This window comes from Klebsiella sp. K47, from assembly GCF_051858335.1.
Lineage (GTDB): Bacteria > Pseudomonadota > Gammaproteobacteria > Enterobacterales > Enterobacteriaceae > Klebsiella > Klebsiella pneumoniae.
This window is the reverse complement of record NZ_JBPYUI010000013.1, coordinates 79,941-93,783: the sequence shown is the minus strand read 5'-3', so window position 1 is coordinate 93,783 and position 13,843 is coordinate 79,941. Positions and strand designations below refer to the sequence as shown.

Below are 13,843 nucleotides of genomic sequence, written 5' to 3'. Positions count from 1 at the left end.
GCCACCCGGCACAACAGCTCTTACTCTTTATCGCCCAGCAGCACGGATTCCAGTGCGATTTTGATCATGTCGTTGAACGTGGTCTGACGTTCAGCGGCAGTGGTCTGCTCGTGGGTACGGATGTGGTCGGAGACGGTGCAGATGGTCAGCGCTTTCGCGCCGAACTCCGCCGCCACGCCGTAGATACCCGCCGCTTCCATTTCCACGCCCAGAATGCCGTATTTTTCCATCACGTCGAACATGGACGGGTCCGGCGTATAGAACAGGTCTGCGGAGAAGATGTTGCCGACGCGCGCGTCAACGCCCAGCGCTTTCGCCGCGTCTACCGCATTACGCACCATGCCGAAATCGGCAATCGCCGCAAAATCATGGTCTTTGAAACGCAGACGGTTCACTTTAGAGTCGGTGCACGCGCCCATGCCGATCACCACGTCACGCAGTTTGACATCTTCACGCACCGCGCCGCAGGATCCCACGCGGATGATTTTCTTCACGCCGAAATCGGTGATCAGCTCTTTGGTGTAGATAGAGCAGGACGGGATACCCATCCCGTGGCCCATCACGGAGATTTTGCGGCCTTTATAGGTACCGGTGAAGCCCAGCATGCCGCGCACGTTGTTCACTTCACGCACGTCTTCGAGGAAGGTTTCTGCAATGTGCTTCGCGCGCAGCGGGTCGCCCGGCATCAAAACGACGTCAGCGAAATCGCCCATTTCTGCGTTAATGTGAGGAGTTGCCATCTTCAGTTCCTTTTACATTGTTGTTTTTGCCGGGTGGCGGCTACGCCTTACCCGGCCTACAAATCGTAGGCCCGGATCGCTGTGCGCCACCGGGCAATGACCTCAGAACATGGCTTTGCCATATTCCATGTCAGACGTACCAAAGTATTTCGCAATAGTCTGGCCGATGTCCGCGAAGGTTTCACGGTGACCGAGCGAACCTGGTTTCACTTTCGGGCCGTACACCAGCACCGGGATATGCTCGCGGGTGTGGTCAGTACCAGTCCAGGTCGGGTCGCAGCCGTGGTCGGCGGTGAGGATCAGGATGTCGTCCTCACCAACCAGCTCCATCAGCTCCGGCAGACGGCGGTCGAACAGCTCCAGACCCGCCGCGTAGCCAGCGACGTCACGACGGTGGCCCCAGGAGGAGTCAAAATCGACGAAGTTAGTGAAGACGATAGTCTCGTCGCCCGCTTCCTTCATCTCTTTGATGGTCGCGTCGAACAGCGCGTCCAGCCCGGTGGCTTTCACTTTCTTAGTGATACCGCAGTTGGCGTAGATATCGGCGATTTTACCCACGGACACCACGTGGCCGTTTTTCTCGTCGACCAGCTTCTGCAGCACGGTCGGCGCCGGCGGCTCTACCGCCAGGTCGTGACGGTTACCGGTACGCTGGAAGTTACCGGCTTTGTCGCCCACGAAAGGACGAGCAATCACGCGACCAATGTTATAGCCGCCTTCGGTCAGCTCTTCACGCGCGATTTCGCACAGCTCATACAGCTTGTCGAGGCCAAAGGTCTCTTCGTGGCAGGCGATCTGGAACACCGAGTCAGCGGAGGTATAGAAGATCGGTTTCCCGGTTTTCATATGCTCTTCGCCGAGCTGATCGAGGATCACCGTCCCGGAGGAGTGGCAGTTGCCGAGATAGCCCGGCAGGTTGGCGCGTTTCACCAGCTTATCCAGCAGCTCCTGCGGGAAACTGTTTTCCTGGTCGCTGAAGTAGCCCCAGTCAAACAGCACCGGCACGCCGGCGATTTCCCAGTGGCCGGACGGGGTATCTTTACCGGAAGAAAGTTCATGCGCCCAGGCATAGGCGCCAATCACTTCGGCATTGCCATCCATACCCGCGGCAATTTTACCGGTGGAGCCTTCATGCGCTTTCACCAGACCCAGACGGGTCAGGTTCGGTAAATTCAGCGGGCCTTTGCGGCCGTGGTCAGCCTCGCCTTTGGCGCAGGCTTCTGCAATGTGGCCCAGCGTATCGGCGCCGACGTCGCCAAAGCGGTCTGCGTCTTCCGTTGCGCCAATCCCAAAGGAGTCCAGCACCATGATAAATGCACGTTTCATCTTGTTCTCCATACATCTTGCGCTGCAAAAAAGCGATCAGATCAGTATATCGCTATTCAGTGATACGGCGATAGACTGTCGGTGTAATTTCCGGGGCTTTATCGTCCAGTTTAATGGCCGCTTTGACCGCTTTCGCGGCCTCCTGCCAGCTGTTCTCGTCTTTGGCATGGATCACCGCCAGCGGACGCTGTCCGTCGACGCGGTCACCCAGACGCGCCATCTCGGTAAAGCCAACGCTATAGTCAATGGTGTCCGATGCCTGACGGCGGCCGCCGCCCATAGAAACCACTGCCATGCCCAGCGCGCGAGTATCCATCGCGCTGATAAAACCTTCGGTATCAGCATAGACTGCTTTGCTCAGCATCGCCGTCGGCAGATAATTAGCATAATTCTCGACAAAGTCGCTCGGCCCTTTCTGCGCCGCGACCATGCGGCCAAACACTTCCGCCGCTTTACCGTTATCCAGCACCGCCTGCAGCTTCGCGCGCGCCTCGGCATCGTCCGCCGCCAGCTTGCCGGAGATCAGCATTTCCACACACAGCGCCATTGTCACGTCGAACAGGCGCGGGTTGCGATATTCGCCGGTCAGGAACTGCACCGCTTCGCGAACTTCAACGGCGTTGCCGGCGCTGGAGGCCAGTACCTGATTCATATCGGTCAGCAGCGCGGTGGTGCGCACGCCGGCGCCGTTGGCGACACCCACGATCGCTTCGGCCAGCGCGGCAGAGAGTTCATAAGTCGGCATAAAGGCGCCGCTGCCGACTTTGACGTCCATCACCAGCGCATCCAGCCCTTCCGCCAGCTTCTTCGCCAGAATCGAGGCGGTAATCAGCGGGATGGAGTCCACCGTCGCGGTAATATCGCGGGTGGCATAGAAACGTTTGTCGGCCGGGGCAAGGGAGCTGGTCTGCCCGATAATTGCCACGCCAACATCTTTTATAATCTCGCGGAAGCGGTTGTCGTCCGGGAAGATATCGAAGCCCGGGATCGCTTCCAGTTTGTCCAGCGTACCGCCGGTATGGCCGAGGCCGCGGCCGGAGATCATCGGTACGTAACCACCGCAGGCGGCCACCATCGGCCCCAGCATCAGCGAAGTGACATCCCCGACGCCGCCGGTAGAGTGTTTATCGACGATCGGACCGTTAAGGTTGAGGCTTTTCCAGTCCAGAACGGTACCGGAATCCCGCATCGCCATGGTCAGCGAAACGCGCTCCGGCATAGACATATCGTGGAAGAAGATGGTCATCGCCAGCGCGGCGATCTGCCCTTCAGAGATAGTATTGTCGCGGATGCCGTTGATGAAAAAGCGGATCTCTTCATCGCTTAATGCCTGACCATCACGTTTTTTACGAATAATTTCTTGTGCGAGAAACACGGTAACCTCCCAAAGAGAATAAATTGCCGGATGACGGCGCGAGCGCCTTATCCGGCCTACAGGCATCAATTCGTAGGCCGGATAAGCGCAGCGCCATCCGGCAAATCAAGGGATTAGTAGCTGCTGGCGCTCTTGCCGTCGCCGTGACCCAGGGCTTTCAACAGGCTAGCCAGCAGGCTGGATGCGCCAAAACGATAGTGACGAGAATCGGCCCAGTCGGCGCCGAACAGTTCATCAGCGATCGCCAGGAACTGCTGCGCGTCTTCCGCGCTGCGCACGCCGCCCGCCGGTTTGAAGCCAACGGTTTTCTCAACGCCCATATCGCGGATCACTTCCATCATGATGCGCGCGCTTTCCGGCGTGGCATTTACCGGCACTTTACCGGTCGAGGTTTTGATGAAATCGGCCCCGGCTTTGATAGAGATTTCAGACGCTTTACGGATCAGCGCTTCTTCTTTCAGCTCACCGGTTTCGATGATCACTTTCAGCAGCACGTTAGCCGCCGCACAGGCTTCCTTACAGGCTTTCACCAGCTCGAAACCGACCTGCTCGTTGCCGGCGATCAGCGCGCGGTACGGGAAGACCACGTCCACTTCGTCAGCGCCGTAAGCGATCGCCGCGCGGGTTTCCGCCAGCGCAATGTCGATATCGTCATTCCCGTGCGGGAAGTTGGTGACCGTGGCGATGCGAATATCCGGCGTCCCCTGCTCATTCAGCGTTTTACGGGCGATCGGGATGAAGCGCGGGTAGATGCAGACCGCCGCGGTGTTACCCACCGGCGTTTTCGCCTGATGACACAGGGCAATGACTTTCTCATTGGTGTCGTCGTCATTCAGAGTGGTCAGGTCCATCAGTTTTAACGCGCGCAGGCTGCTTGCTTTTAAATCAGTCATTTCATACTCCGCCGGCGTCGTGCCGGATCAATAGTTTGTTCACCTTGCGAGTCTGTTACTATTGTAACATTCGCTCGTCGTTACACTTCGACATTCATCACAGTTAATGAAAACTACTTACGAATTTGCATTACTGTAACGTGATTAAAATCACAAATTACCACTCAATACCGTAGCAATTATCGTTAGTCCCCTCTTAAGCATAATAGATACCACGCCGCCGATGAGGATGTGATAATTCTAACACACAATAACAATTACACTCGATAGCGTGGCGCACATTTTGCCCAATTTACGGGCAATTAAAACGCTACAAATTGAAATATAAACTATTTTTCAAAAAAGAGAGTGGTGATGGAATTATCACATTTACAGCAACACCAGCGGCACGGTGGCCGCTGGTTCAGGAGACAGGCTTACAGGGCGAGAAAAACCCCGGCGATGGTGGCGCTCATCAGGTTGGATAGCGTCCCCGCCGCTACCGCACGTAGCCCAAGCTGAGCGATATCCTGCCGCCGGTTGGGCGCCATTCCCCCGAGTCCGCCAATCAGAATGGCGATCGATGACAGGTTGGCAAAGCCGCACAGCGCGAAAGAGATAATGGCTTTGGTGTGATCTGAAATGACCTGCAGCCCGGCCGCCGCCACTTCGGCATCCGCCTTTAAATATTCGCCAAAGTTCATGTAGGCCACGAACTCGTTAATGATCAGCTTCTGGCCGATAAACGACCCCGCCACCGTCGCTTCGTGCCACGGCACGCCAATCACCCACGCCAGGGGTGAGAAGATCCAGCCGAGGATCATCTGCAGCGACAGCTCAGGATGGTTAAACCAGCCGCCGACGCCGGAGAGTATGCCGTTCAGCAGGGCGATCAGCGCAATAAACGCCAGCAGCATCGCGCCGACGTTGAGCGCCAGTTGCATACCAGACGCGGCGCCGGAGGCGGCGGCATCCAGCACGTTGGCCGGTTTATCCGCGTCAGCGCTTTGGCTGTCATGAGCCGGGTTATCGTCCGGTTTTTCCGTTTCCGGTACGATAATTTTGGCAAACAGCAGGCCTCCCGGCGCCGCCATAAACGACGCGGCAATAAGGTACTCCAGCGGAACGCCCATCTGCGCATAGCCCGCCAGTACCGAGCCCGCCACCGAGGCCAGGCCGCCGCACATGACCGCAAACAGCTCCGAGCGAGTCATGGTGGCGATATAAGGACGCACCACCAGCGGCGCTTCGGTCTGGCCAACAAAGATGTTCGCCGTGGCCGACAGCGATTCGGTACGTGAGGTCTTCAGCACTGCCCGCAGCGCGCCGCCGAGAATGCGAATGACCAGCTGCATAATGCCCAGGTAGTAAAGCACGGCAATCAGCGACGAGAAGAAGACGATCACCGGCAGCACGCGCAGGGCAAAGACGAAGCCGCCGCCGCCAAACACCTCGAACATTTTATCGGAGACCAGCCCGCCGAAGATGAAACTAATCCCTTCATTGCCGTAGGCAATAACGCTGGCGACGCCATTCGACATCGCTAATAGCGCCGCGCGCCCGGCCGGTACATACAATATTAACGCGCCGATACCTACCTGGATTATCCAGGCGCCGAGCACGGTGCGCAGGTTAATGGCTTTTCGGTTATTGGAGAGCAGCACAGCAATGGCCAATAGCGCCACCATGCCGATAAGTCCCATGAGGATTTGCATACAGATTCCCTGTGTTTTTGATAGTCCAGTACTAACCGCGTGATTATATCGGCCTGAAACTATCCTGCCCGTCTGGCTTCACACATTTTAAGCAAATCAATGATATGGATGGACAATTATGAGAAATCGATCACCATACAGAGACCGGGGGAAGGGAAAACAAGGCGAGCGTATTGTGCATGATCCCTTCTTCTATGGCTGCCGGCGACTCCGGACGCAGTTCACACAGCGCCTCAAATACCCGTGCAGCTTGTTCCGGTCGATTGGGCTGTCCCTGAAAGCCATTTAGCGGCATATCCGGCGCATCGGTCTCCAGCAGCAGAGCGGAAAGCGGCAGACGCGCCATCACTTCACGGGTTTTACTGGCGCGGGGATAGGTAATGGTGCCGCCAACGCCGATCTTATAGCCAAGCTGAACGAAGCGCTCGGCCTGCTGCAGGCTGCCGGCAAAGCCATGGATGACTCCGGTACGCGGCAGGGCATGTTTTTTCAGCAGCATCGCCAGCTTATCGTGGGTGCGTCTGGAGTGGAGGATCACCGGCAGATCGTAACGCTTCGCCAGCCTCAGCTGCGCTTCCAGTAGCGCCTGCTGACGATCAAACTGCGGATCGTCGCGATAAAGATCGAGGCCAATCTCTCCCACCGCCACCAGTTTAGGCGGCCGCTGCGCCATCAAGGCTTCCAGCTGCGCCAGTCCCTCATCAGTATGCTCTTCGATGACGATCGGATGCATACCCAGCGCGGCGTACAGCGCTTCGTGCTGAGCTGCCAGCGTCAGCACGCGGCTAAAACGCTCAGCAGAGATGGCTGGAACGATAATTCGCCCGACGCCGGCCTGCGCCGCACGCGCCAGGCTGGCGACCTCATCTGCCGCGAAGGGGGGAAAATCAAAGTGACAGTGGGTATCGATAAAACGGTGCGTCACGCCAGATCCTCATGATCAAAACTGGGGTCATTCGCCTGGGGCGCAGGCATGATGGTCGCCTGGGGCGCTTCATTGGCCACCGGCACCGGCGGCACCACCACCGGCGCGGGCCGGGCAATACGCGGCGCGTGGCGCAGCAGCGGCGGCTGGTCGGCCAGTAGTTTACCCACCGTTGCCAGGAAATAACGGCCGCACTGGCGCCCGGTTTTGTAGTCCTCCAGCAGCGCCGGTAGTCGGCTGCCTAGCGCCATGCTGCGCAGCGGCCGCTGCGGATAGATTTCGAAGATCCGCAACTTACCCGGCGGTTTCTCGATGAACTGCTGGATGGCGCGGTAGGTGGTTTCGTGATGATGCACCAAATTGACCAGCGGTTGCAGACTACTCTCTCCCAGCCAGCGCTCCATCCGCTTGAACCACTGCGGGGTATAAAACATCTGCGAAGGGACGGTACGGATCACCACGATGGTCTTGGCGCCGCGGCGGGCCGCCTCCTGCACCGGGATCGCATCGCTGACGCCGCCGTCCAGGTAGCTAACGCCGTCGAGCAACACGCCGCTGCGATAAAAGCCGGGGATGGCGCTGGAGGCGCGGATCAGATCCAGCCACGTTTGCGGCGTCGGCGAAAAATAGCTGGCGGAGTAATCGTCACCGCGGCAAGCGCATAGCCACAGCTCTTTCCCCAACGCGAACTGCGCTTCGGCATAGTTCATGGCAAGCGGCATTTGCTGCGAAGTGGCCTCAACCAGCCAGTCGAGATCGATAAGGTTGCCGCCGCGCACAAAGCGCATCGGATCGAAAAACTGGCGTGAAGTGGTGTAGCGGGTGATAACTTTGCGTGCATAGCCTTGCTGATTACACATGTAGGCGGAGAGGTTTTGCGCGCCGGCGGAAGTACCCAGCATCAGGTCAAAGGGGTTAAATCCGGCGCGCATAAATTCGTCCAGCACCCCGGCAGTAAAAATCCCTCGCTGTCCTCCACCTTCGCATACCAGCGCCAGCTTGCCTGGTCGGAAGGGTTTAACCGCCAGCGGGGCGATATTGCCCAGCGTGACGGGAATGCGCTGCCCCACCCTGCTTTCCTGTTCGATTGATCTTCTCCTGACAAGGTAACGCAATTTGCCCGCCGCTTAAACCGCGAAAGCCAGTCCTCAGGACTGGCTTTGTGTAAGATGACGTGTCAGTAAAAATGCTTAGGCTTCAGTATCGCCCGCATCGCGGGCCGCCTAAGGACGTCTGCGTCCTGTAAACAGGCTCACCAGGAACAGGATAATCCCGACGACAAAGACGATTTTCGCAGCGCCAGCGGCCGTACCCGCCAGACCACCAAAGCCCAGAGCCGCAGCAATTAATGCAATGACCAGAAAAATAATTCCCCATCGAAACATACTTTTCTCCTTACCATAATGGACGGTGAACAGCGGTTTGCGCACCCTTTCTGTATAGCTCATCGCTCAGTGGATGCTGCTATTCGTTCGGCAACCTTGGCCAGACAACACTTTTGTTAATAACTCGGTTTACTTAACGCTAAGATCGTTGCGCACGCTTTTCACACCGGAGACCGCTTTCGCAATCTCTGCGGCACGCTCCGCCTGCGCCGCGGAAGCCACCGTACCGGTCAGATGTACCGCGCCGGCGTTGGTTTCGACTTTCACATTGCGCGAAGGGACAATGTCATCCGCCAGCAGCTTGGCTTTCACTTCGCTGGTAATGGCGGTATCCCCGGCATAGCCTTTCAGCGTCGCCGTCTCGCTCGATGATTTATGATGGACCGTCAGCTTGTCGTTAACGTGTGAGACGCCTTTGACCTCTTTCGCTACGCTCAGTGCCTGACTTTTCTGTTCAGCACTGGTGACGTCGCCGCTGAGGGTGACCACTTTATTCTCCGTTTTCACCGAAATATCGCCGGAGTTAATATCTTTATGGTCGATCAGCGCCGCTTTTACCCGTGCGGTAATGGTACTGTCGTCCATAAAATCGCCGACTTTGTTAATCGAATTATCTACCGCCTCTCCCGCATTGCTGGCAGCCGACTTCGCACTGTCTACCGTTGTTTTTTCCGTCTCTGCCGAGGCGTTCAACGCGGCTAAGCCTAAGAAGAGCGCCAGCAACATATTGGCATTCTTTAGTCTGGTCATCGTTATGTCCTCGTTTTTTCACCAGCGCTGGCGTCTTATCGCAGTGAATTACGCCAGCATTTTTAAAAACACGAATTAAATATAGTAGACAGACGAAGGGGTTGCGGAGGATATGGATAAAAAACAGACGAATTAGCGGTGTTTTAAGAACTTTCCAGAAGGAAGGGAACGGGGGCGTAATCAGAAAAAAGCGCGGCCTGCGCCGCGCTTCGTCAGGGATTAGTGCTCGCGCGTTTTGCGGAACACCACGTCAGGGTAACGCTCCTGCGTCAGGTTCAGGTTGACCATTGTCGGGGCGATGTAGGTCAGGTTATCGCCGCCATCCAGCGCCAGCTGAACTTCATTTTTCCGCTTGAACTCTTCGAACTTCTTCACGTCAGTAGATTCAACCCAGCGCGCGGTGGCCACGTTGACCGATTCGTAAATCGCTTCCACGTTGTATTCGCTTTTCAGACGCGCTACCACCACGTCAAACTGCAGCACGCCGACGGCGCCAACGATTAGATCGTTATTAGCGATCGGGCGGAAGACCTGGACCGCGCCCTCTTCAGAGAGCTGAACCAGCCCTTTCAGCAGCTGTTTCTGCTTCAGCGGATCCTTCAGGCGAATACGACGGAACAGTTCCGGCGCGAAGTTCGGAATACCGGTGAACTTCATCATCTCGCCCTGGGTAAAGGTATCGCCAATCTGAATGGTGCCGTGGTTATGCAGGCCGATGATATCGCCTGGGTACGCTTCTTCAACGTGCGAGCGATCGCCCGCCATAAAGGTCAGCGCGTCGGAAATCACTACGTCCTTGCCGATACGCACCTGACGCAGCTTCATGCCTTTTTCATATTTGCCGGACACCACCCGCATGAAAGCCACGCGGTCGCGGTGTTTCGGATCCATGTTGGCCTGAATTTTAAACACGAAGCCGGTGAATTTCTCTTCCGTGGCGGTGACTTCACGCGTGTCGGTGTTGCGCGGCATCGGCGCCGGGGCCCACTCCACCAGGCCATCCAGCATATGGTCAACGCCGAAGTTACCTAACGCGGTTCCGAAGAAGACCGGGGTGATTTCCCCGGCCAGGAACAGATCTTTGTCGAACTCATTCGACGCCCCCTGCACCAGCTCCAGCTCGTCACGCAGCTGCTGCGCCAGGTCTTCCCCCACCGCCGCGTCGAGATCCGGGTTGTTGAGCCCCTTCACGATACGCACTTCCTGGATGGTGTGGCCTTTACCGGTCTGATACAGGTAGGTTTCGTCTTTGTAGAGATGATAAACGCCTTTGAACAGCTTGCCGCAGCCGATAGGCCAGGTAATCGGCGCGCAGCCGATTTTCAGCTCGTTCTCGACTTCATCCAGCAGCTCCATCGGATCGCGGATATCACGGTCGAGTTTGTTCATAAAGGTGAGGATCGGCGTATCGCGCAGACGGGTGACTTCCATCAGCTTACGGGTCCGATCTTCGACGCCTTTTGCCGCGTCAATCACCATCAGGCAGCAGTCCACCGCCGTCAGGGTACGGTAGGTATCTTCGGAGAAGTCTTCGTGCCCCGGTGTATCCAGCAGGTTCACCAGGCAGTCATGATACGGGAACTGCATTACCGAGGTGGTGATCGAGATACCACGCTGCTTTTCCATCTCCATCCAGTCGGATTTCGCGTGCTGGCTGGAACCACGACCTTTTACTGTACCGGCGGTCTGAATCGCCTGTCCGAACAGCAGCACCTTTTCGGTGATGGTGGTCTTACCGGCATCCGGGTGAGAAATAATGGCAAAAGTGCGGCGTTTGGCCACCTCTTGCAGATAAGGAGACAACGTCATAATTAATCTTCTAAGTAAACGCGGCCATGGGCCACGCATGTGGAATACGAAAAATTGCGGCTATTTTACCCATCAACGGGGGGGAGGCAATCAGTGTTTACACAGGAGCTGCTCCAGTTCGCTTAACGAGGTCACCGTCCAGTCCGGCTCGAGGTCCGCCGGCAGCTCGTGCTGATGCGCATTGAGCCAGCAGGTCGCCAGTCCGGCGTTCACGCCGCCGCGAATATCCGACTCGGCGGTATCGCCGACCATCAGCACCCGCGAGCGCGGTGGGTTACCCGCCTGCGCCAGCGCATAATCGAAAATACGCGCGTCCGGCTTGGCGACACCCACCTGTTCAGAAATAATCAGCAAATCAAAGTGATCGCGTAAACCTGTCCGCTCCAGACGAGTCTGCTGCAGCGAGGTAAAGCCGTTGGTGATGATGCCCATTCTGACCTTGCCCTGCAGCGCGTTGAGCAGCGAGACCGCGCCCGGCAACGGGGCACAGATTTCCGCCATCGCATTCATAAACGCGTCGTTGAGTTCCCCGGGCGGCACATTCAAACGTTCCGCCCAGCTGTCAAAACGCTGGTGCTGCAGCTGCAGCGAGGTGATGGCGCCGTTTTGGTAATCCACCCATAGCGGCTTGTTCACGGCCTGATAGTCCTGAAAATCTTCGGCGGTAAAGGTCACGCTGTAGTCGAGAAACATCCGCTGCAAGCCGCTGAAAGAATCAAACGTAAACAGCGTTTCATCGGCATCAAAGAAAATCCAGTCCCATTTCATCGTATCACCTTGTGTTACATACTGATTGGCAGAGCCATAATAATGGCGTCTTCGCGTCCGTCGGCCGTAGGATAGTAGTTGCGGCGGATGGTTGCCTCATTGAAACCTACGCTCTCATACAGCGCGATGGCGGCAACGTTGGATGCTCGCACCTCCAGCCACAGCGTGACGACGCCGAGTTTTTCGACTTCATCAATGACATGCTCCAGCAGCGCTCGCCCCAGGCCGCGGCGCTGGTAGGCGGGATCGACGGCGATATTGAACAGCGTCGCCTCATCCAGTACCACTTGCGTAATGGCGAAAGCCGCCATTTCGCCATCTACCGACAGCTGATAGTTGCGATAGCGCTCCCCCTGGTTACTGGCCAGAGTCTGTTCGCTCCACGGGAAAGCGTGGGCGCGTTTTTCGATGTGCCAGGCTTTGGTTAAATCAGCCGTGCTGAGGGTAGAAATCGTGTTCATGTGCGCAGATTTGTTGCCAGAGCGCCCTGCGAACCGGCGCGCTGGTCTGGAGTTCATCAAAAGCGGGGGTGGACACCTGGGCGCCCGCCAGCGGCAGCGACGCCTCTGTGCCCAACCGCCAGCTGTTGCAGCGGCTGTCCTGCGGCAGCATCGCCACCCGCTCCGGAGTCAGCTGCAGGACCTGATCTGGCGTCACGGCCAGCGCGCGTAATATGTCGCTAATCAGCGGCTCTGTCAGCGACGGCGGGGTTTCCGCCACCATCACCAGACGAATATGTTCAGGAAGCGAGATAGCGATTTCGCCCTGCAACGCCCCCGGTCGGCGCAGCGACCACTGGGTAATGCCCAGCTGCTGTAATTGCCAGTCTCGTCGGGATGTCATAGCGAAACACTCCTGTTAAACAAGCGCGCAATATAGCAAATCCGTCGTATCTGCGCCAACAAACTACTATAATCGGCGCCAGTCTTAATGAAGGAGTGTTTCATGTCCGCTTTTACCCCGGCAAGTGAAGTCTTGCTGCGCCACAGTGATGATTTCGAGTCCGCCCGCGTTCTGTTTGCCGGTGACCTGCAGGATGACCTGCCTGCGCGTCTGGATACCGCGGCCAGCCGCGCCCACACCCAACAGTTCCACCACTGGCAGGTCCTCAACCGCCAGATGGGTGACACCGTCCGTTTTAGCTTAGTGGCTGAGGCCGCTGACGTCGCCGAATGCGACACCCTGATCTACTACTGGCCAAAGAACAAACCAGAGGCGCAGTTCCAGCTGATGAACCTGCTCTCTCTGCTGCCGGTGGGAAGCGACATTTTCGTCGTCGGTGAAAACCGCAGCGGCGTCCGCAGCGCGGAGCAGATGCTGGCTGAATACGCGCCATTAAACAAAGTGGATAGCGCCCGCCGCTGTGGCCTCTATCATGGACGTCTGGAAAAGCAGCCGACCTTCGACGCCGACGCATTCTGGGGCGAATACACACTGGATAATCTGACGATAAAAACCCTGCCGGGCGTCTTCAGCCGCGACGGTCTGGACGTCGGCAGCCAGCTGCTGCTCTCCACCCTCGAGCCGCATACCAAAGGGAAAGTGCTCGACGTCGGCTGCGGCGCGGGCGTGCTGGCCGCCGCGCTGGCCAGCCATTCACCGAAAGTGCGCCTCACCCTGTGCGACGTCAGCGCCCCGGCGGTCGAAGCCAGCCGCGCGACGCTTGCCGCCAACGGCCTGGCTGGCGATGTGTTTGCCAGCAACGTCTTCTCCGAGGTCAATGGTCGCTTCGACATGATCATCTCCAACCCGCCATTCCATGACGGCCTGCAGACCAGTCTCGAAGCCGCCCAGGCGCTGATCCGCGGCGCGGTTCGCCATCTGAACAGCGGCGGCGAGCTGCGCATTGTCGCCAACGCCTTCCTGCCGTATCCGCAGGTGCTGGATGAGACGTTCGGCTTCCATGAGGTGATCGCCCAGACCGGGCGCTTTAAGGTCTATCGCACCATCATGACCCGTCAGGCGAAAAAATAATCGTCTTTTCACGCCGGCGGCCCGCTCCTGGTACCGCTGGCGCTTCCCGCGGGCAAATCCGCCCATTTTTGCAGCAATCGATACAACCTGCATAATTAACTATTGACGTGTCGCCGAAAACCACTAGAATGCGCCTCCGTGGTAACGATACTTTCAGAGTATCGATGGTATGCGAAGGTGGCGGAATTGGTAGACGCGCTAGCT

General features: G+C 57.5%; 14 protein-coding genes. 1 reads left to right on the top strand and 13 read right to left on the bottom strand.

Annotated elements, in window-relative coordinates; genetic code table 11:
- Positions 1–20 precede the first annotated feature (20 nt).
- The 13 genes from deoD to RRF55_RS14460 form a co-directional block, all read right to left on the bottom strand.
- Entirely contained in the window at positions 21–740 is a 720-nt protein-coding gene (deoD, locus tag RRF55_RS14520) for a purine-nucleoside phosphorylase (protein ID WP_002887789.1), read from the bottom strand.
- A gap of 102 nt (positions 741–842) precedes the next feature.
- Positions 843–2,066: a phosphopentomutase gene (gene deoB, locus RRF55_RS14515; RefSeq protein WP_004151380.1), complete on the bottom strand. Its 1,224-nt coding sequence runs from the start codon at positions 2,064–2,066 to the stop codon at positions 843–845.
- Between the two features lie 52 nt (positions 2,067–2,118).
- A complete protein-coding gene (gene deoA / locus RRF55_RS14510) occupies positions 2,119–3,441 on the bottom strand; it encodes a thymidine phosphorylase (protein WP_002887787.1) in 1,323 nt (440 codons plus the stop codon).
- Positions 3,442–3,554: 113 nt separating this feature from the next.
- Complete coding sequence (deoC, locus tag RRF55_RS14505; protein ID WP_002887784.1) at positions 3,555–4,334, bottom strand: deoxyribose-phosphate aldolase; 780 nt, start codon at positions 4,332–4,334, stop codon at positions 3,555–3,557.
- 416 nt (positions 4,335–4,750) lie between these two features.
- The gene (locus RRF55_RS14500) at positions 4,751–6,028 is read right to left on the bottom strand and encodes a NupC/NupG family nucleoside CNT transporter (protein ID WP_004146034.1); all 1,278 of its coding nucleotides are present in this window, start codon (positions 6,026–6,028) and stop codon (positions 4,751–4,753) included.
- 130 nt (positions 6,029–6,158) lie between these two features.
- On the bottom strand, positions 6,159–6,953 hold the full coding sequence (locus tag RRF55_RS14495; protein WP_021462664.1) for a TatD family hydrolase: 795 nt from the start codon (positions 6,951–6,953) through the stop codon (positions 6,159–6,161).
- Positions 6,950–8,023, bottom strand: coding sequence for a patatin-like phospholipase family protein (locus RRF55_RS14490; protein ID WP_021462665.1), 1,074 nt, complete (start codon positions 8,021–8,023; stop codon positions 6,950–6,952). Before RRF55_RS14490 ends, RRF55_RS14495 begins: the two co-directional genes overlap by 4 nt.
- Before the next feature lie 153 nt (positions 8,024–8,176).
- Positions 8,177–8,338 (bottom strand): DUF1328 domain-containing protein, encoded by a 162-nt coding sequence (locus RRF55_RS14485; RefSeq protein WP_002887716.1) that lies wholly within the window; start codon positions 8,336–8,338, stop codon positions 8,177–8,179.
- A gap of 129 nt (positions 8,339–8,467) precedes the next feature.
- Positions 8,468–9,088, bottom strand: coding sequence for a molecular chaperone OsmY (gene osmY, locus RRF55_RS14480; RefSeq protein WP_004146042.1), 621 nt, complete (start codon positions 9,086–9,088; stop codon positions 8,468–8,470).
- A gap of 219 nt (positions 9,089–9,307) precedes the next feature.
- Positions 9,308–10,897, bottom strand: coding sequence for a peptide chain release factor 3 (gene prfC, locus RRF55_RS14475; RefSeq protein ID WP_002887711.1), 1,590 nt, complete (start codon positions 10,895–10,897; stop codon positions 9,308–9,310).
- A 90-nt stretch (positions 10,898–10,987) separates the two neighbouring features.
- Positions 10,988–11,665, bottom strand: coding sequence for a pyrimidine 5'-nucleotidase (gene yjjG / locus RRF55_RS14470; protein ID WP_021313589.1), 678 nt, complete (start codon positions 11,663–11,665; stop codon positions 10,988–10,990).
- Positions 11,666–11,679: 14 nt separating this feature from the next.
- On the bottom strand, positions 11,680–12,126 hold the full coding sequence (gene rimI / locus RRF55_RS14465) for a ribosomal protein S18-alanine N-acetyltransferase (protein WP_002887706.1): 447 nt from the start codon (positions 12,124–12,126) through the stop codon (positions 11,680–11,682).
- Positions 12,095–12,508 carry a DNA polymerase III subunit psi gene (locus tag RRF55_RS14460; RefSeq protein WP_064153135.1) on the bottom strand — a complete coding sequence of 138 codons (414 nt, stop codon included), beginning with the start codon at positions 12,506–12,508 and terminating at the stop codon, positions 12,095–12,097. The genes rimI and RRF55_RS14460 overlap by 32 nt, the downstream gene beginning before the upstream one ends.
- 102 nt (positions 12,509–12,610) lie before the next feature.
- On the opposite strand from RRF55_RS14460, the gene rsmC reads away from it, so the two are divergent.
- Positions 12,611–13,639 carry a 16S rRNA (guanine(1207)-N(2))-methyltransferase RsmC gene (gene rsmC, locus RRF55_RS14455; RefSeq protein WP_004177499.1) on the top strand — a complete coding sequence of 343 codons (1,029 nt, stop codon included), beginning with the start codon at positions 12,611–12,613 and terminating at the stop codon, positions 13,637–13,639.
- Positions 13,640–13,843 lie beyond the last annotated feature (204 nt).